Source organism: Streptomyces javensis, from assembly GCF_039525925.1.
In the GTDB taxonomy this organism is placed as follows: Bacteria; Actinomycetota; Actinomycetes; order Streptomycetales; family Streptomycetaceae; genus Streptomyces; species Streptomyces asiaticus.
The window spans coordinates 55,775-73,292 of sequence record NZ_BAAAIF010000002.1 but is presented as its reverse complement, the minus strand read 5'-3'; the positions used below and the strand labels follow the sequence as shown (position 1 = coordinate 73,292).

Below are 17,518 nucleotides of genomic sequence, written 5' to 3'. Positions count from 1 at the left end.
GACGACGAGGGGTTCAGCGCAGGTGACGGGCGCTGCGGCGTTCCCGGAGCAGCACCCGCGCGGTGGCCGGTAGCGGAGGACGGGCGGGGGCGCGGAGGAGGCCGGGGCCCTTGGTGGCGGCGGCCGCGGTCGTGAGGAGCTCGATCTCGATCATGGCGCGGAAGAGCGGTCGGCCCTCGGGTGGTGCGAGGCCGACCATGCTCCGGCTGGTGGACAGGCACCCACGGGCCTCGCCGAGCAGGTGCCCCAGAAGGCCGCGGATCGCGGTGGTGTCCCGGGCCTTCTCCAGGTCGTCGCGGGTGACACCGTGAGCGTCGAGCGTCTCCCGCACCAGATTCAGGCGTCCGTCGGCGAGGTCCTCGGCCAGGTCGTTGACGAAGTCCAGGCGCTGGCTGCCGTCGATGTACATACGGCACGCCTCGCGGTAGTCCGTTGCCGGATCCTCCCCGGCGATCAGGCCCGCGATCAGCATGAACGCCGGGAGCGCATAGGCGTCGACGTAGCGCTGGTAGTCCGCTTCGGTGGCGAATCCGGTGAACTCCAGTTCCATGGCGGCCGCGTCGAGGAAGTCCGCCACCCGGCCGTGCATCCCGGGGTGCGCGGAGACGGTGTGCAGCAGCGGCCGTACGGCGGGATCCTCGCTTTCGCCACCGGCCAGGCCCTCGTGCACCTCCTTCACCCACTCCGCGCAGGCCCCGGCGCGCTCCGCTTCGGTGGCGAATCCGGTGAACTCCAGTTCCATGGCGGCCGCGTCGAGGAAGTCCGCCACCCGGCCGTGCATCCCGGGGTGCGCGGAGACGGTGTGCAGCAGCGGCCGTACGGCGGGATCCTCGCTTTCGCCACCGGCCAGGCCCTCGTGCACCTCCTTCACCCACTCCGCGCAGGCCCCGGCGCGCTCCGCGACGGGACCGCTGTCGAGGAGGGTGTCGGTGTGGTGCATGAAGGCGGTGGCGGCGATCACATGTGGCAGCAACGGCGGGGGCAGCAGCAGGCGCGCGGCGAGGTAGGAACTGCGCCGGTAGCCCGCGACGAGTCTCCGCTGCCGCGTATAGTCCTCCCGCAGCCCGGGATCGCCGATCCCCGCTCCATCCAGCGCCCTGTCCCACAGGCCCATGCCCGACTCTCCAGATTCCTCGGTCTTCCGGCGGCCGACCGCCGGCACACTACGCGGGCCGGTCGGCCCTGAGCCGCGTCTTCATGTGATCCTGCCTGGCGCCGCGGGTGCCAGGCGTGCCACCGGCGGCAGCGGTGAGTGCTGCGGCGAGGCTTGGAACGCCTGGATCACCAGCGCGGCGAAGCGCCGGGATGCCGCGACCCGGGTGGGCTCCGACGAGGTGTGGATGCCCCTGTTCGCCATCAGCATCAGGACCAGGTCGTCCAGGACGAAGTCAGGGCGCAGATGGCCCGCGTCCTTGGCGCGGCGAGCCAGTTCGGCGATCGACCGCAGCGCGTATTCGCGCTCCGCGACGAAGTCCATCGCGTCGGGGAAGGTCGACATGAAGGCTTCGGTGAAGCCCCGGCTGCGGGCGTGCAGCTCACAGGTCCTCTCGATCACGAGGCAGAAGCCGCGCCACGGATCCGGCTCGGCACGCCCCTTGTCGACGATGGCGCGGCATGCGCGCATCTCGTCCGTGAAGGCCTCCGTGGCCAGCGTCTGCTTGGTCGGGAAACGGCGGTACAGCGTGGCGGGGCCGACCCCGGCGTGCCGGGCGATCTCCCGCATCGGCACCTTCAGCCCTTCGGTGGCGAAGAGCGCGCGGGCCGCGTCCAGGATGCGCTCCCGGTTGTCCGAGGCGTCGGAGCGCAGGGTGTGAGGCAAACGGTCGGTCACCGCTCTCACTTTAGCCGAAGTGGACGGGGGCGTCCGTTAGCGTCCCTCGGGCCGGTTCCGATCAATCCCGTGCGAGGAGACGACCTTGAAGGCAGTCGCGATCCAGGCGTTCGGACCTCCCGAAGGTCTGACAGTGATCGACCTCCCCGTCCCGGCTCCCGCCGCCGGACAGGTGCTGATCGCCAATGAGGCGATCGGTGTCGGTGGCTCCGACGCCGTGATCCGCCGTGGAACCCTCGCCGGTTACGGCTTCAAGGAAGGCCATATCCCCGGCAGCGAGGTCGCGGGCACCGTGACCGCGGTCGGCGACGGCGTCGATACGTCATGGGTCGGTCGGCGCGTGTGGGCGTTCACCGGCGTGAACGGCGGCTATGTCGAACAGGCGATCGCCGCGGTCGAGGAGACCCTCCCCCTCCCCGCCGGCCTCTCCGCCGTCGACGCGGTGACGCTGGGGAGCTCCGGAATCGTGGCCCACTTCGGCCTGTCCCATGGCCACTTCGCTCCCGGCGAGTCGGTGCTGGTGCGGGGCGCGGCCGGCAGCCTCGGTATCATGACGGTCCAGCTCGCGGCGCGTGGCGGTGCGGGGGCCGTGGCGGTCACCACGTCGTCGGCCGAGCGTGGCGATCGGCTGCGCGAGCTCGGCGCCACCCATGTGCTGGACCGCTCGGGCGAGGGCGGCGACGACGCTCCCTCCGGCTACGACGTCATCATCGACATCATCGCCGGTGCGGATATGCCGTCCTTCTTCGACAAGCTCAATCCGAACGGTCGCATGGTGGCCGTCGGCGCGGTCGGAGGCATGCCACCGGCGGACTTCGGTATGGCCATGATGGCGGCGTTCCAGAAGTCGATGTCGTTCGCCGCCTTCAGCGCCGCCACCGTGGCCGAGCCCGATCGACGTGCCGTGCGGACCGAGCAGTTCGACGCCGCGAGCCGCGGCGAACTGCGTACGGTGGTGCATGAGCTGCTGCCGTTGGAGCGGGCCGTGCTAGCACACCGGAAGATGGACACCGGCGAGGTGTTCGGCAGGATCGTACTGACACCGTGACCCGCGATGCGATACCGGCGACCGTGGGACACATGGCACCGTAACCCCGAGGGAGCTTCCCGGCCAGGTGTAGGGAGAGTGCGTGGCATCGGTGAACGGGCAGGACGACGGCGGCACGTGGCCCACGGGACTGGACGAGGCGATACGCACCACCGCGGCCGACATCGCCGCCACGCTGCGCGGCGCCTCCGACACCGGGGCTCCGGTGCCCGGATCGCGGTGGACGGTCGGGGAGGCGGCGGCGCATCTGGCGCAGGCCAATGAGCTGATGGCACACCTCGCGGACGGGGAGGAACGCGGCTACGGGGACGGCACCCCGCAGGGGCTCGCGGAGGCCAACCAGCGCGCGCTCGCCGCGTTCGCCGAGCGCCGGGCCGAGCCGCTGGCCGCCATGATCGTGGAGCAGGCCGAAGCCTTCCTCGAGTCGGCGGCCCGCCGGCCCGCGTCAAACGCGTCACCTACGTCACACGCCTCACACGCCTCACACCCTTCAGACACCGCGCACGCCTCACACGGCGAACTCGTCACGCCGATGGGCCCGATGAGCCTCGACGTACTGGGGTCGTATCTGCTGACCCATATGCTCGGCCACGGCTATGACCTCGCCCGCGCGCTGGGCCGCCCGCACATGCTCAACCGGGCCCGGGTGGAGCTGACCCTGCCCTTCCTGATCACGGCCATGCCACGGGTGCTCGACACCACGGCCGCCGCGGGGCTCACCGCCCGCTACGCCATCCGCCTGAGGGGTGGCGCCTGCTTCGGCGCCGCCTTCACCGACGGCGCGATGACCGTCGCACCCAGCCCGCCGAGCCGCCCGGACTGCACCATCCTCACCGAGCCCGCGGCCTTCCTCCTCATGGCGCTGGGCCGCCTCGGACCGTGGGGCGCCGTCGCCAGGGGCCGCGTCCTCACCTGGGGCCGCAAGCCCTGGCTCGCCCCCCGCTTCCCCGCGCTCTTCTCCCCGCCCTGATCCGCCGCGTGGCTCAGGTGGCGCAGGACGGGTGGCCCCAGCCGTCGGGGTTCTTGCTGATGCTCTCGCCCTTGGCGTAGGGCGTACCGCAGCGGCAGCGGCCGGGGAACTTCGCCTTGATGGACCCCTTTGAGCCGGTGCTCTTCTTCGCGGCGGTCCCCCGCCCCTGTCCCGTCGCCGTACGCGGGCGGGCCGCGCCACCACGACCGGCCGAGCGTGCCGCCGTCCGGTCCTCGGGCGGGGGCAGGGCGGAGCCCAGCGAGGTGCCCACGGGCTGCTGGGTGCGGGCCGTGTGGCTGGCCGCCCGGTCGGCGGCCGCGTTGAACGGGTCGCCGTCGATCTGGTGCGCCGGAACGTAGACGAATGCCACCGTGCGGCCGTCCAGCAGTTCGTCGATGCGCATCACCAGCTCGCGGTTGGCCACCGGCGACCCCGAGGCGGTCTTCCACCCCTTCCTCCGCCACCCGGGCAGCCATGTGGTGACCGCCTTCATCGCGTACTGGGAGTCCATGCGCACCTCCAGCGGCACGCCCGCGTCGGTGGACTCCAGCAGCTCTCGCAGCGCGGTCAGCTCGGCGACATTGTTGGTCGCGGTGCCCAGCGGCCCGGCCTCCCAGCGCTCCACCTCACCGTCCGTGCCCGCGATGACCCATGCCCAGGCCGCGGGCCCGGGGTTTCCCTTCGATGCCCCGTCACACGCGGCGATGATCTGTTCAGCCATACGCCGATACTGCCAGCTCCGCCGATCCGGCCCGACGGCAGACCCGACGGCAGACCCGTCGGTCGGCCCTTTCCACGGCTCATGGCGTTCACCGGATTCACGCGGAACGGGCACATCGCGTACACGCGTTCGGGCGTCACGCATGCGAGTCTCCGAGAGCTTGTGCCTTGAACATCCGTACTCGCGGCGCCAGTTGGCGGTCCGGGTACTCGTCTCGGAGAGGACACCCCCCACATCATGTCCACTCATCGCGCGCGCCGGTCACGGCGCCTTCCTCTGCTGGCCGTCGTGGCCGCGGCCGGTGTGGCCGCCCCTTCGGTCGCCGTCGCCGACACACCGGCCACGGCGGACACCACCCGGCCCACGGCCGTGCAGGCGCCCGACGACTACTACCAGGACGCGACGGGCAAGAGCGGCCCGGAGCTGAAGGCGGCGCTGCACACGATCATCAGCGAGCAGACCAAGCTGTCCTACGACGAGGTGTGGGACGCGCTGAAGTCCACGGACGAGGACCCGGACAACCCGTCGAACGTCATCCTCCTCTACTCCGGCCGCTCCCAGGCCAAGGACGCCAACGGCGGTGACCCCGACGACTGGAACCGCGAGCACGTCTGGGCGAAGTCGCACGGCGACTTCGGCACGGCCACCGGGCCCGGCACCGATCTGCACCATCTGCGCCCGGCCAATGTGCAGGTGAACAGCGCCCGGGGCAACAAGGACTTCGACAACGGGGGCGAGGAGGTGCCCGACGCCCCGGGCAACCGCACCGACGACGACTCCTTCGAACCGCGTGACCAGGTCAAGGGCGATATCGCCCGGATGATCCTCTACATGGCCGTCCGCTACGACGGAGACGACGGCTTCGCCGACCTCGAGCCCAACGACAAGGTCGACAACGGCTCCGCGCCCAACATCGGCCGTCTCTCCGTACTGAAGGAGTGGAGCGCCGGGGACCCGCCCGACGACTTCGAGAAGAACCGCAACGAGGTCATCTACGACAGCTTCCAGCACAACCGCAACCCGTTCATCGACCACCCGGAGTGGGTCGACTCCATCTGGAAGTAATCCGCGCGACCGGTCCCGATGGCCGTCCGCCGCCGCCACCCGGCGGCGGACGGCCGTGGCTCCTGTGGTAGGCAGTCCTCGTGCGTATCCTTCTGCCGCTGCCCGACCGGGACTTCGACGTCACCGAGGTGGCCGTGCCCTGGAAGCTGCTGACCGACCTCGGCCATGAGGTGGTGTTCGCCACCGAACACGGCGACGGTCCGCCCGCGGCCGATCCGCTGCTGCTCACCGGAGTGCTCTTCGGGCAACTCGGCGCGGAGCCCGAGCCCAAGGAGTTCTACGAGCGGCTGACCGGCGAGGCCGCCTTCCGCCACCCCGTGGCGTGGGCGGACCTCCGGCCCGAGGCGTACGACGGGCTGATCCTGCCCGGCGGCCACGCACCCGGGATGCGCCAGTACCTGGGCTCCGGTGTCCTGCGCGAGAAGATCGCGGAGTTCTGGCGGCTGGACCGCCCGGTCGGCGCCATCTGCCACGGCGTCCTCGTCCTGGCCCGCACCCGCGACCCGGACACCGGCCGCGGCCTCCTCGCCGACCGGCGCACCACCTGTCTGCCCGGCTACATGGAGCGGACCGCGTACTACCTCACGGCCTGGCGCCGTGGCCGCTACTACCGCACCTACCCGGCCTACGTCCAGGACGAGGTGGTCGCCGCCCTGGACGACCCCGCCCAGTTCGAACGCGGGCCCATCGAGCTGCGGCGCCGTGGCACTGCCACGGACGACACCCCGGCCTTCGTCGTAAGGGACGGCAACTACCTCTCCGCCCGCTGGCCCGGCGACGCCTATCTCTTCGCGCGGCGCTTCGCCGCGATGCTCAGCTGACCGGCGCGTCCATCAGGACGGGTCCTGCGTGGCCAGCCGGAGGAGGGTGGTGGCGAGGACGTCGACACCGTGGGCGCACGCCTCCGGGGTGGAGTACTCACGGGGGTTGTGGCTGATCCCGTCGTACTCACCGCGCACGAAGACCATCGCCGTGGGGCAGAGCGCGGCGATCTCCTGGGCGTCGTGTCCGGCGCCGGAGAGCAGGGAGATGTGGGCCAGGCCGTGGTCGTCGGCGGCCTGGGCGATGACCTTCTGAACGCGCTCGTCGAAGGGGACGTACGCGGTCCTGGCCATGCGCCGGGTGGTCAGTGTGAGCCCCGGCGTGCCGTCCTCCAGGGTGCGCAGGAAGGCCGCGAGGTCCTCCTCGGCGCGGGCCATCCGGGCGTCGTCGGGGTTGCGCAGGTCGACGGTGAGCTCGGCGCGCGCCGGGACGATATTGATCAGGTCCGGCTGGACGGCCAGGTGGCCGACGGTGGCGCGCAGCTCGCCGTAGGCGCCGGAGTCGACCATGGACCGCAGATGGACGCCGATCCGGGCGGCGGCGAGGCCGGCGTCGGCGCGCAGATGGGTCGGGGTGGTACCGGCGTGGGCGGCGCGGCCGTGGATGGTGATCTCCTGCCAGGAGATGCCCTGAACGCCGGTGACGACGCCGACCTGGACATCGTTCTCGGCGAGCACGGGGCCCTGTTCGATGTGGCACTCGACGTAGGCGTAGGGCGGTTCGAGACGCACATTGGCGGGGCCGTGGAAGCCGGTGCGGGTCAGCTCGCCGCCGAGGGTGCGGCCGTCGCGATCGGTCAGGGCGTGGGCGTACTCCAGGGAGAGGCGCCCGGCGGCGACCGCGCTGCCGAGCATGTCGGTGCCGAAGCGGACACCTTCTTCCTCCGTGAAGACACCGATCTCGATGGGGCGGCGGGTGCCGATGCCCCGCTCGTCGAGCGTCCGCACGACTTCGATGCCGCTTAGGACTCCGAGACAGCCGTCGAAGGCACCGGCGGTGGCCACGCTGTCGATGTGCGACCCGGTCAGCACGGGGGCAGCCGTGGGGTCGGTGCCTTCGCGGCGGCCGTAGATGTTGCCCATCCGGTCGATCCGGACCGTCAGCCCGGCCTGCTCCATCCACGCGATGACCTGACGCCGCCCGGCGGCGTCGGCGTCGGTGAGGGCCAGACGGTTCACCCCGCGCAGACCGGTGCGCTCGTCGTCGTACGCGCCGATCTCGGCGAGGTCCATCAGCGACTGCCACAGTCGGGGGCCGTTGACGGTGATCGGGTCGGGGATGGGGCCGGTCATGTTCGTTCTCCCATGGGTGGTTCGGATGCGGATTCGGATGCGGATGGGGTCAGATGTCCGCGGTGGTGGTGGCGGGGTTGGCCGCGGCGCCCTCCGTGCTCAGCAGCACGACGGTGGAGGCGGGGCCGAGGTCCAGCGCGGCGCGGCGCTCGTCGGCGCCGTCGCCGGTGAGCGCGGCGCGCAGCCCGGCGAGTGAGGCGGCGCCGCAGGGGCCGCTGGAGATGCCGAGCCGGGCGAGGTCGCCCGCCGCGCGGGCGCGCGCGGCGTCGGGGATGGCGATGGCCGCGTCGAGACCGTCGCGCAGATGGGGCCAGGCGATGCTGGAGGGGGTGCCGCAGTTCAGTCCGGCCATGATGGTCTCGCCGGTGGTGACGCTGACCGGTTCGCCACATATGAGGCTCTCGATGACGCAGGGGGCGGCCGTGGGTTCCACCGACAGCAGCGCGGTGGGCGGCCGGGCCGGGCGGCTGCGGTAGTGGGTGACGACGGCGTGGGCCAGCGAACCCACGCCCATCGGGATGGCGATGAGGCCGGGCGTCCCCGCTCCGGCGGCCGCGAGTTGCTCGTCGATTTCGGCGCAGAGGGTGGAGTAGCCCTCGACGATCCAGCCCGGTATCCGTTCATAGCCGGGCCAGGCGGTGTCCTGGACCAGGAACGCGCCCGGTTCGGCGGCCGCCGCGGCCGCCCGGCCCACGGCCTCGTCGTACGCGCCCGTGACCCGGCAGACCTCCGCCCCCTCCGCGGCGATGGCCGCCACGGCCTCCGGATGGACACCGCGTGGCACGAAGATCCGGGCACGGTGGCCGAGCAGGCGCGCCGTCCGGGCCACGGCGCGGCCATGGTTGCCGTCGGTGGCGCTCACCAGGGTGACGGGCCCTGTGGCATCGCCGCGTGCGGCCCGCGCGGCGAGGGCCCGGTGCACGGCCCAGGACGCGCCCAGGGCCTTGAAGGCGGGCAGGCCCAGCCGGCACGACTCATCCTTGACGAAGACCCGCCCGACCCCCAATTCGGCTGCCAGCGACGGGAGTTCGGTCAGTGGGGTGGGGGCGTAACCGGAGAGGGAGGCGTGGAAATCCCGTACCCCGGCGGGGGCGGGCGGGCAGGTCCAGGCCCGGGCGGCGGGACGGGCGAACCACGGCGGCTCGGTGGTGGAGGAGACGTATGCGGGCACGCAGCCAGCGTGCGGCCCGCACCTCCCATCGGTCCAGCGAATGTTTTCCATCTATATGCATCGTCAGAACCGACGAATGGCGAGCTCCTGCGCGGCAAGGAGAGAGGTAACCCCGTGTTCGACCTGCACCGACTGCATCTGCTGCGCGAGCTCAAGCACCGCGGTACCCTCGCGGCCGTCGCCGCCGCCCTCTCCTACAGCCCCTCGTCCGTCTCCCAGCAGCTGTCCCAGCTGGAGGCGGAGGTCGGTGTCCGGCTGCTGGAGCCGGTGGGCCGGCGGGTGCGGCTCACCGAGCAGGCGGAGATCCTCGTCGCCCATACCGAAGCGGTGCTGGAGCGGCTGGAGCACGCCGAGGCGGACATCGCCACTTCCCTGACCGATCTGACCGGCACCCTGCGCATCGCCTCGTTCCAGACGGCCACTCTCGCCCTGGTGCCCGGCATGCTGAGCCTGCTGCGCGACCGCCACCCCGGCCTGCGGGCGCACATCACGCAGATGCCACCGGAGACGGCGATCCCCGCGCTTCAGGCCCGCGACTTCGACCTGGTCGTCGCCGAGGAGTACCCGGGCAACCCCAACCCCCGGCCACCCGGTCTGGAGCAGGAGGATCTGCTCGATGACCCGCTCCACCTCGCGCTGCCCGCACCGGCCGGTGGGCGGAACGACACCGGGCCCGGCCCCAAGGGCGGCCCCACGGGGTCGTTGCGCTCGCTCGCCGGTCACCCCTGGGCCATGGAACCCGAGGGCACGGCCGCCCGCCACTGGGCCATGACCCTGTGCCGGAACGCCGGTTTCGAGCCCGATGTGCGGTTCGAGACCACGGACCTCCTGATCCATCTCCGCCTCGTCGAGCAGGGCCACGCCGCCGCCCTGCTCCCCAGCCTCGTATGGAACGGAGCGCCCCCGACCGTCACGGTGCGGCAGCTCCCCCGGGGCCAACGCACCCGCCGCGTCTTCACCGCCGTACGCCAGGGCCGCAGCCGCCACCCCGCGATCGCGGCCTGCCGCCACGCGCTGCGGCAGGCGGCCGCGGACGTGGCCGCCCCGGCCGACGGGTGAACCGAAACACCGTCGGCCCCGACCGCGGACGGTCGGGGCCGACGATGAGTACGCTCAGGTTCAAGGACCCTCAGTCGTCAACGCACTTGGGGTACTTCGAGCCACGGTTGCAGTCGTGGTAGTCGTACTTGCTGACCCGGAACTTCTTCTCCTCGCCGCCCTTGGCCGGATCCACGACCAGGTAGAACTTCTTCCCGTCCTTGACCTTGTCGGTGACTGTCCCGTCAGGGCCCCGGTCAAAGTCCTGCGCGCACCCGGCGAGTGTGAGGGCTGAACATGCCAGGAGGGCGAGGGCAAGGCGACGCATGTCGTGCTCCGATCAACGTGAGGATTGCGAGACAGTCTAGGGGGCACCGGATCATGGCCCGGCCAGGGGTGGTATTCGCTCATCCGCGGGGAAACGCCTGGTGGATGGCGGCGGGAAAGGGGGAGAAAAACGCCCGTCGCAGGGCGCCGGGGGTGCCCTACAGTGGTGTCGGGCCGTGACTGGCGCTGAGGTGGAGCACCACCGGGGAGCGGCCTGACGATCGGGTCGATGCCGTGCGCCTGGGCGAGTAGTCGGTAACGCCTGGGAGGCGACCTTGTCCTCGACACAGACGGCCCAGCTCATGGATGGCGCCGGTCTCGCCCGGCGCATCGTGGCGGAAGCGGCGGGCCACGCTTCGGAGATCACCCAACGCACGGGAGTCACCCCCTGTCTGGCGACGGTGCTGGTGGGCGAGGATCCGGCCTCGGCCACATATGTCCGTATGAAGCGCGCCCGTTGCGCCAAGGCGGGGATCGCCTCACGATTCGTGGCCCTGCCCGCCGCCACGACGACTTCGGAGCTGGTCGACACCCTCGGCTCGCTGTCCCAGGATCCCGAGGTGCACGGCATCCTGCTACAGCATCCCGTCGGGGCTCATATCGATGAGCGGGCGGCGTTCGAGGCCATCGCTCCCGAGAAGGATGTCGACGGCGTCACCATGAGCTCGTTCGGGGCGATGAGCTTCGGGTTGCCGGGGTTCGCGTCGTGCACTCCGGGAGGCATCATGCGCCTCCTGGACGAGTACCGCGTCGAGCTCGCGGGGCGGCGCGCCGTGGTGGTGGGCCGTAGTCCGATCCTGGGCAAGCCCGTGGGAATGCTTCTGCTGGCCCGGGACGCCACGGTGACGTACTGCCACTCCAGGACCGCCGACCTGGGCGCGGCGCTCCGGGAGGCGGATGTCGTCGTGGCGGCGGTGGGCCGGCCCCGGCTCATCCGTGGCGAGGACATCAAGCCGGGCGCCGTGGTGATCGATGCCGGGTACAACCCCGGCAATGTCGGCGATGTCGACTTCGATTCCGCGTGTGAGCGTGCCCGGTTGATCACCCCGGTGCCGGGCGGGGTGGGGCCCATGACCATCGCCGTCCTGCTGGCACAGACCGTGGACGCCGCCCGGCGGCAGACGGGTCCGACCGGCGTACGGGCGGACCGCTGAGCGGTCAACCGCCGCGCCGGGCTCTTGTCAGTGCTCGGTGCAGCACCTCCTCGGCGAAGGCGGGCAGCCGTTTGTCGGCGCCGGGTCCGTGCATGTCCATGTTGAGGACGACATTGGCCTGGCGCACCAGCACCTGGCCGCCGCCGTCCCACCGCCACCAGGCCGCCTCCTGCCCGAGGTCGAGCGTGGACCTTCGGCCTCCGGCGTGCTCTCCGCTGATGGTGTCCGCGTTGCGGAACGCCACCACGGCTTCCTGGACGGCACTCTGCGCCGCCTCCGCCTGCCCGATGGTGACCACCAGGTCGATTCTGGGCGACATATCGCCGTCGGTGGTCCAGTAACAGCGGGACTCCCCATGGCTGAAGGGTTCCCGGGTCGACACGTGCGGTCGGGGTATGGCACGGGCGGCCATGTGCTCGTCCAGCAGCTCACAGGCTTCGGGCAGGGAGCGGTAGCGCTCGTCGTCCGGGGTGATGAGGGTGATGGCGAGCCCCGGCAGCATCAGACAGACCACGAGCGGGGACAGCGCCGAGACGATCACATCTCGTGGCACGGATGGATCGGCCACCGGGGCGGCAGCCGGTGGGGCGGCGGCCGGTGGGCCCGGCGGGGGCGGGGCCAGCCGGTCCTGGAGGGCGCGGTGCCGGAAGGACAGCACACCGCCGGACTGGCGCAGGGCTCCCCGCTGACAGGCGTCGTCCAGGAATTCCATCAGGCGCCAGGGCAGACGGCCGGTGACGGCCAGCCAGAGTCTGGCGATGGTGAACTTCCCCCATGCCGACACGGCGAACCCGTACAGGAACAGCGCCGCCGCGCTGCCCAGCGACACCGACAACCAGTCCCGGCCGGTGACCAGCCCCTCGCCGTGGGAGGGCGGCGTCACCCGCGGAGGGTAGTAGGTCTTGACCTGTTCGCCCAGGAACAGCGCCAGCGGCGGAAGGAGGCACACCACCGCGGCGGCGGCACGGCGGGGTTCGGCGACGGCACGCGTGCCGGGCAGCGTCCATACGGTCCGGCGGTCCGCGCGCAGCAGCGCTCGTGGACTGCGGGCCAGGGCGTGATCGGCCGTGCCCTGCCAGACCGCACCGCCCACGAGCAGGATGAGCGGGACCACCGCGTACAGCGAAGCCCGCAGGTCCAGCGTGGCGGCCAGGACCACGAAGAGCGCGACGGGGGCGACGGTGACCGCTCTCCACAGGAGGAGGGGCAGCCGCCCGCGGGCCGTCAGTGTCCAGGGCCGGGGGCTGTCCAACGCGGCATCGACGACGGCGACGACGCCGAACAGGGCCACCACGACGAACAGGGGCAACGACCCTATGCCCAGCGGACCCTCCGCGGGCCGGTCGTAGCCGACGGGTGCCAGCGCCACCAGCCCCATCGCCATGGCGGCGATCACCGGTGCGCAGCGGACGGGCCACGGCAGCGCGCGTGGCAGGCTCCACCAGGTCACCTCCGGGGAGCCCAGGGCCCGGGCGTGGCGGGCGAGGAAGCTGAGCCAGCGGTGCGCGTCCCCGGCGGCCCAGTGTCGCCCCGGGCTCGCGGCGGCGAGAGACGTGTCATAGGTGGCGGGCACGAACTGGTCGAGGAGATGCGCCTCGATGGCCGCGCGATCGGGGAAGCGGTGGGAGTCCAGCAGTTCGGCCGGGTCGCGGCCGGTGTCGCTGTACGCCTTGCGGGCCAGCGACGCCATCAGCGGGGTGGCCAGCGCCTCGCCCAGGACCCGGGCGCGGGCCGCGCGGGCCGCGCGGTCCGCGTCGGGCGTCCGGGGGTCGGGCGTCCGGGGGTCGGGCGTCCGGGGGTCGGGCGTCCGGGGGTCGAGCACCTGCCGCCAGGAGGTGCGGCGTTGGGGCCGCCCGTCGGCGCCGTGAGGTGGCGGGGCGGTGCGGGAGAGGTAGGCCGTGAGGTCGGCGACGGTGAGCGGCCGTACGCTGACGGCGGCGGCACCGGTGAGCACGCGTGCCTCTCGCGCCGCGGCGCGGTACTCGTCCTCGCGGCTGGTGAGGACGATCCGCGCGGCCCGGTCGAGCGTTCCGTTCAGGGTCCGCAGGGCCTGCGGCCGGACCGCCGCGGGCAGTTCGTCGAAGCCGTCGAGGACGGGCAACAGGCGGCCGGTGCGCAGCAGTTCGCGTGCGATGTCGCGGGCGGAGGCGGTGCTGGTGGCCAGTGAGGCGTAGCGGGTGCCGAGCAGCTCGGCCGCCCACTCCCATAAGTCGGGCTCGGCCTGGGGCCGCCAGGTGGCGAGGGGCAGGATCACCGGGATCCGCTCGCCGGGGGCGCGGCGTGCGAGGCGGTCGAGGGCGAGCCGGACCATGAGCACGGACTTGCCCGTACCTGCCGGGCCGAGTACGACGAGCCGGCCGGAGGGCACCCGGTCGAGCACATCGGCGATCTCCTCGAACCGGCCGCGGAGATCGATGGGGCCGCCGCCGCTGACGCCCGTAGCGCCGGTGACGGCGGTGACGGCGGTGACGGCGGTGACGTTCTCCCAGTGGTCGATCAGGTCCTGCGGTGCGGTGTCCCACCGGATCGGGATCGGCGCCGGGTCCTGGAGCCGACGCAGCCGCTCCTCACGGCCCAACTGCTCGCGTACGGCGCTTGCGAGCCGCTCGGCCGCCGCGTTGAGCTCCGGGCCGGAACGGTCGCCCCACAGGATCCTGGAGCGGCGGTGGCGCACGATGGCGTGGACCACCAGCCAGGCGCCGAACGTGGCCAGTACGATGCCCACCGCCCCGAGCGTCGGACCGGGCAGCGCGGGGGCGTCGCCGCCGTCCCGCGTCCAGAGGAGCAGACTCGCGCCCACCGCCATCGAGCAGCCCGCGAGCAGCAGATGACCGGTGAGCCGGGGGCCGGTGAACGGACGGTGGCCGTCGTTGAAGTGGATGCCGCCGTGGATGGTGTGCGCCTGGATCACCGTGTGCGCGGTGCCCGAGAACTCGTTGCGCGCCATCGGCTCGCCCCTCATGCGCTCCCCCTTACGCATCCCCCAGCCACATGGTGGCCCAGGCGCCGCGCGGGTGTACAGCCCGGCGGGGACGCCCTTTCGGACGCCCCCTGTGGCTGATGCCCCTCGTGGCCAGGGCCGGTGGCCGGAGCCGGTGGCCAGGGCGGTGGCTAAGGGCGGTGGCTAAGGGCGGATGTAGGGCCGGGTGATGATCTCCATGTTGTGGCCACTGGGATCGTCGAAGTACGCGCCACGGCCGCCGAAGAGACGGTTGATCCGGCCGGGGTCGGTGTGGTGGGGGTCGGCGTAGTAGGTGACGCCGACCGCTTCCAGGCGGGCGATCATGGCGTCGAACCGCTCATCGGGCACGAGGAACGCGTAGTGCTGCGGCTGTATGGGCTCGTCGCGCTTCTCGTAGTAGTCGAGCGTCACGCCGTTGCCGAGATCGACGGGCAGGAACGGGCCGAACGGGGCTCCGACCTCCACCCCCAGAATCGCGGCGATGAACTCGGCGGACAGCGCCCGGTCGTGGGCATAGACGGCGGTGTGATTCAGCTGAACGGCGGTGGCCGGGGGCTCTGAGTCGTGCTGGGGCCGCTCGTGGTGTGACATCTGTGGTGGTGTCTCCGCATCGTGGAATCCGCTGGAACAGGCGCCGCGCAGACGGGCGCCAGGAGGAACGACACGGAGGAAGCGGCGGGCCTCTGGCCCGCCTCGGGCTCACGCCGAGGCCGGGCGCCTCACTCGTGCGTGGCCCATGGCCGACCCGGCAGTCACGTCGCCGACTCTAGCAGCGTCCGGAAGTCCGGCCCCGGGGCACCCGGCCCCCGGGCGCCGGAGCAGGCTCGCGAGACCGACGCCTTCGCCCGGCGAGCGCCATGTCCGATTTCCGCCAGCACGCCTCCCCTCCCAGGGCGCACAGTGGAGGTGTGATGAGCGACGACAGCAGGTACGAGGCGGTGTGCAGCCGCGACGCGCGGTTCGACGGCGAGTTCTTCTTCGGTGTCGCCACGACGGGGATCTACTGCCGGCCGAGCTGCCCCGCAACCACACCCCGGCGCAAGAACGTCCGGTTCTTCCCGACCTCGGCCGCCGCGCAGGGCGCGGGGTTCCGGGCCTGCCGCCGCTGTCGGCCGGACGCCGTACCCGGTTCCGCCGACTGGAACGCGCGGGCGGACGCCGTCGGCCGTGCCATGCGGATGATCGGGGACGGGGTGGTGGACCGGGAGGGGGTGTCCGGGCTCGCCTCGCGGCTCGGGTACAGCGCCCGGCAGGTGCAGCGGCAGCTGACCGCCGAGGTCGGTGCCGGGCCGGTGGCGCTCGCCCGCGCCCAGCGCGCCCACACCGCGCGGATCCTGCTACAGACCACCGCGCTGCGAGCCTCGGAGATCGCGTTCGCGGCCGGGTTCTCCAGCGTCCGGCAGTTCAATGACACCCTGCGCGAGATCTACGCCGCCACCCCCACCGAGCTGCGCGCCGCCCGGCCGGGGAAGTCCGCCCTGTCCGGGCCCACGGGGGCGCCCGGCGGGGTGCTGGGGACCAACGGCGGGACCAGCGGTGGGACGAACGGCGGAACGGCCGGGGTGCCGCTGCGCCTCGCCTACCGCGGTCCGTACGACACCGCGCAGGTCTTCGACTACCTCGCCCGGCGCGCCCTCGCGGGCCTGGAGGAGATGGTGGGCGCGCCGGGCGCCCGTACCTATCGCCGCACGCTGCGGCTGCCGCACGCCTGCGCCATCGTCGAGGTCGACGAACGGCCCGGCGACGGCTGGCTGGAGTGCCGGCTGCGCCTGACCGAGCTGCGCGATCTGACCACCGCCATCCAGCGGATCCGGCGCCTGTTCGACCTGGACGCCGATCCGTACGCGGTCGCCGAGCGCCTCGGTGCCGATGCCGCCCTCGCGCCGCTGGTGGCCGCGCGGCGGGGGCTGCGTTCGCCGGGCACCGCCGACCCCCATGAGCTCGCCCTTCGCGCCGTGCTCGGCCAGCAGGTCTCGGTGGCCGCCGGGCGGGTGCTGGGCGATGCGCTGATCGCCGCGTACGGGACACCCCTGGAGCGGCCGGACGGCGGGCTGACCCATCTCTTCCCCCGCGCGGAGGATCTCGCCGAGGCGCCGTTCGGCGAGCTCGGCATGGTGGAGAGCCGGCGCGCCACGCTGCGCACGCTCGCCGCCGCGCTCGCGGACGGCACCGTGCGGCTGGACGCGGGCGCCGACCGCGACCGGACCGAGAAGGAGCTGCTGGGGCTGCGCGGCATCGGCCCCTGGACGGCCGGTTACATCAGGATGCGGGCGCTGAGCGACCCCGATGTGCTGCTGGAGTCGGATGTCGCCGTACGGGCCGGGGCCCGCGGCGCCGGGGCCCATCTGGAGGACTCCGAGGGCTGGCGACCCTGGCGCTCGTACGCCATGCACCACCTCTGGAACGCCCCGCGGCCCCGGCCCGAATGATCCCGCCGGGAAACACTCGCCGGGAGACACCCGAGAGACGCCGCGCCCCTCAACTCATCGCCGCGAACGTCCCGATGACCCCGCGAACGCGTTGCAGTACTGGCCCTGGGAGCCGGGCTGCAACGAGTCCCTGAGGCTGGGGAAGGAGAAACTCGCCCAGGAGGTGAGCTGGTACAACACCAATTGCGGCAAGGGCACCAACCTCATCCTGCTCGGGTACTCCATGGGTGCCCATCTGATGAAGCAGGCGATGCAGGATCCGCTGCTCCAGGCCAATCAGGAGGCCGTGGCCGCCGTGGTGAACGTCGCCGGACCGCAACGCGTGGGTGTCCAACATCTACCTCCGGGGCGGCGCCTGGCTCGAGGGCGTTCCCGAATGCGACACCAACCCGGGCGGGGCTACGGCGACAACGTCGACTTCCGTAACACCTGGGGCGATGACGTACGGGTCCACCGGGACCCCGCACAGGGCTCACCGGACGTGACCACGCTTCAGGGTCCCAGCCAGGTGCGGGTCCAGTGCCAGGTCCACGCGGAGCGGGTGACGGCGGAGGGCTACACCAACGACGCCTGGAGCCATCTCTCCGACCGCCGGGGATGGATCAGCAACATCTACCTCAAGGGCGGTGCGTGGCAGGACGGTGTGCCGCTCTGCGCGCCCGGCAATCCGCCGCCGGGGAGGTGAGCG

General features: G+C 72.3%; 16 protein-coding genes and 1 riboswitch. Of the genes, 8 read left to right on the top strand and 8 right to left on the bottom strand.

Annotated features, from left to right (window positions below):
* Nucleotides 1–13: 13 nt before the first annotated feature.
* Together ABD329_RS02950 and ABD329_RS02945 are read right to left on the bottom strand one after the other, a co-directional pair.
* The gene (locus ABD329_RS02950) at nt 14–1,114 is read right to left on the bottom strand and encodes a squalene/phytoene synthase family protein (protein WP_344315881.1); all 1,101 of its coding nucleotides are present in this window, start codon (nt 1,112–1,114) and stop codon (nt 14–16) included.
* An 81-nt stretch (nt 1,115–1,195) separates the two neighbouring features.
* On the bottom strand, nt 1,196–1,831 hold the full coding sequence (locus tag ABD329_RS02945) for a TetR/AcrR family transcriptional regulator (protein WP_344315880.1): 636 nt from the start codon (nt 1,829–1,831) through the stop codon (nt 1,196–1,198).
* 85 nt (nt 1,832–1,916) lie between these two features.
* Between ABD329_RS02945 and ABD329_RS02940 the strand changes: the two genes are divergently transcribed.
* Entirely contained in the window at nt 1,917–2,879 is a 963-nt protein-coding gene (locus tag ABD329_RS02940; RefSeq protein ID WP_344315879.1) for a zinc-dependent alcohol dehydrogenase family protein, read from the top strand.
* A gap of 82 nt (nt 2,880–2,961) precedes the next feature.
* On the top strand, nt 2,962–3,849 hold the full coding sequence (locus ABD329_RS02935) for a maleylpyruvate isomerase family mycothiol-dependent enzyme (protein WP_344315878.1): 888 nt from the start codon (nt 2,962–2,964) through the stop codon (nt 3,847–3,849).
* Between the two features lie 13 nt (nt 3,850–3,862).
* On the opposite strand, the gene ABD329_RS02930 is transcribed toward ABD329_RS02935, so the two are convergent.
* On the bottom strand, nt 3,863–4,570 hold the full coding sequence (locus ABD329_RS02930) for a ribonuclease H family protein (RefSeq protein WP_344315877.1): 708 nt from the start codon (nt 4,568–4,570) through the stop codon (nt 3,863–3,865).
* A 237-nt stretch (nt 4,571–4,807) separates the two neighbouring features.
* Here ABD329_RS02930 and ABD329_RS02925 point away from each other — a divergent pair, with 237 nt between their 5' ends.
* The gene (locus ABD329_RS02925) at nt 4,808–5,635 is read left to right on the top strand and encodes an endonuclease I family protein (RefSeq protein ID WP_344315876.1); all 828 of its coding nucleotides are present in this window, start codon (nt 4,808–4,810) and stop codon (nt 5,633–5,635) included.
* An 80-nt stretch (nt 5,636–5,715) separates the two neighbouring features.
* Nucleotides 5,716–6,456 (top strand): type 1 glutamine amidotransferase domain-containing protein, encoded by a 741-nt coding sequence (locus ABD329_RS02920; protein ID WP_344315875.1) that lies wholly within the window; start codon nt 5,716–5,718, stop codon nt 6,454–6,456.
* 12 nt (nt 6,457–6,468) lie between these two features.
* On the opposite strand, the gene ABD329_RS02915 is transcribed toward ABD329_RS02920, so the two are convergent.
* Together ABD329_RS02915 and ABD329_RS02910 are read right to left on the bottom strand one after the other, a co-directional pair.
* Complete coding sequence (locus ABD329_RS02915) at nt 6,469–7,749, bottom strand: M20 family metallo-hydrolase (RefSeq protein ID WP_344315874.1); 1,281 nt, start codon at nt 7,747–7,749, stop codon at nt 6,469–6,471.
* A 49-nt stretch (nt 7,750–7,798) separates the two neighbouring features.
* The gene (locus ABD329_RS02910; RefSeq protein ID WP_344315873.1) at nt 7,799–8,920 is read right to left on the bottom strand and encodes a diaminopropionate ammonia-lyase; all 1,122 of its coding nucleotides are present in this window, start codon (nt 8,918–8,920) and stop codon (nt 7,799–7,801) included.
* Between the two features lie 114 nt (nt 8,921–9,034).
* On the opposite strand from ABD329_RS02910, the gene ABD329_RS02905 reads away from it, so the two are divergent.
* Entirely contained in the window at nt 9,035–9,979 is a 945-nt protein-coding gene (locus ABD329_RS02905) for a LysR family transcriptional regulator (protein WP_344315872.1), read from the top strand.
* Between the two features lie 70 nt (nt 9,980–10,049).
* Here the strand turns inward: ABD329_RS02905 and ABD329_RS02900 are convergent, their stop codons facing one another.
* A complete protein-coding gene (locus tag ABD329_RS02900; RefSeq protein WP_086885525.1) occupies nt 10,050–10,286 on the bottom strand; it encodes a hypothetical protein in 237 nt (78 codons plus the stop codon).
* 165 nt (nt 10,287–10,451) lie between these two features.
* A riboswitch (ZMP/ZTP riboswitch) is annotated at nt 10,452–10,538 on the top strand.
* Between the two features lie 22 nt (nt 10,539–10,560).
* Between ABD329_RS02900 and ABD329_RS02895 the strand changes: the two genes are divergently transcribed.
* Nucleotides 10,561–11,439, top strand: a complete 879-nt coding sequence (locus ABD329_RS02895; RefSeq protein WP_344315871.1) for a bifunctional 5,10-methylenetetrahydrofolate dehydrogenase/5,10-methenyltetrahydrofolate cyclohydrolase — start codon at nt 10,561–10,563, stop codon at nt 11,437–11,439.
* 4 nt (nt 11,440–11,443) lie between these two features.
* Here ABD329_RS02895 and ABD329_RS02890 read toward each other — a convergent pair whose 3' ends face one another.
* Together ABD329_RS02890 and ABD329_RS02885 are read right to left on the bottom strand one after the other, a co-directional pair.
* Nucleotides 11,444–14,401 (bottom strand): NACHT domain-containing protein, encoded by a 2,958-nt coding sequence (locus tag ABD329_RS02890; RefSeq protein ID WP_344315870.1) that lies wholly within the window; start codon nt 14,399–14,401, stop codon nt 11,444–11,446.
* 162 nt (nt 14,402–14,563) lie between these two features.
* Nucleotides 14,564–14,992 (bottom strand): VOC family protein, encoded by a 429-nt coding sequence (locus tag ABD329_RS02885; protein ID WP_198278982.1) that lies wholly within the window; start codon nt 14,990–14,992, stop codon nt 14,564–14,566.
* A 320-nt stretch (nt 14,993–15,312) separates the two neighbouring features.
* On the opposite strand from ABD329_RS02885, the gene ABD329_RS02880 reads away from it, so the two are divergent.
* Nucleotides 15,313–16,830, top strand: a complete 1,518-nt coding sequence (locus ABD329_RS02880; protein WP_198278981.1) for an AlkA N-terminal domain-containing protein — start codon at nt 15,313–15,315, stop codon at nt 16,828–16,830.
* Between the two features lie 91 nt (nt 16,831–16,921).
* A complete protein-coding gene (locus ABD329_RS02875) occupies nt 16,922–17,515 on the top strand; it encodes a cutinase family protein (protein WP_198278980.1) in 594 nt (197 codons plus the stop codon).
* The last annotated feature ends 3 nt before the right edge of the window (nt 17,516–17,518 follow it).

Coding starts and splice junctions, on each gene's coding strand:
- ABD329_RS02950 (WP_344315881.1), bottom strand. CDS start 1,114: ATGGGCCTGTGGGACAGGGCGCTGGATGGAGCGGGGATCGGCGATCCC.
- ABD329_RS02930 (WP_344315877.1), bottom strand. CDS start 4,570: ATGGCTGAACAGATCATCGCCGCGTGTGACGGGGCATCGAAGGGAAAC.
- ABD329_RS02925 (WP_344315876.1), top strand. CDS start 4,808: ATGTCCACTCATCGCGCGCGCCGGTCACGGCGCCTTCCTCTGCTGGCC.
- ABD329_RS02915 (WP_344315874.1), bottom strand. CDS start 7,749: ATGACCGGCCCCATCCCCGACCCGATCACCGTCAACGGCCCCCGACTG.
- ABD329_RS02900 (WP_086885525.1), bottom strand. CDS start 10,286: ATGCGTCGCCTTGCCCTCGCCCTCCTGGCATGTTCAGCCCTCACACTC.
- ABD329_RS02890 (WP_344315870.1), bottom strand. CDS start 14,401: ATGAGGGGCGAGCCGATGGCGCGCAACGAGTTCTCGGGCACCGCGCAC.
- ABD329_RS02885 (WP_198278982.1), bottom strand. CDS start 14,992: ATGTCACACCACGAGCGGCCCCAGCACGACTCAGAGCCCCCGGCCACC.
- ABD329_RS02880 (WP_198278981.1), top strand. CDS start 15,313: ATGAGCGACGACAGCAGGTACGAGGCGGTGTGCAGCCGCGACGCGCGG.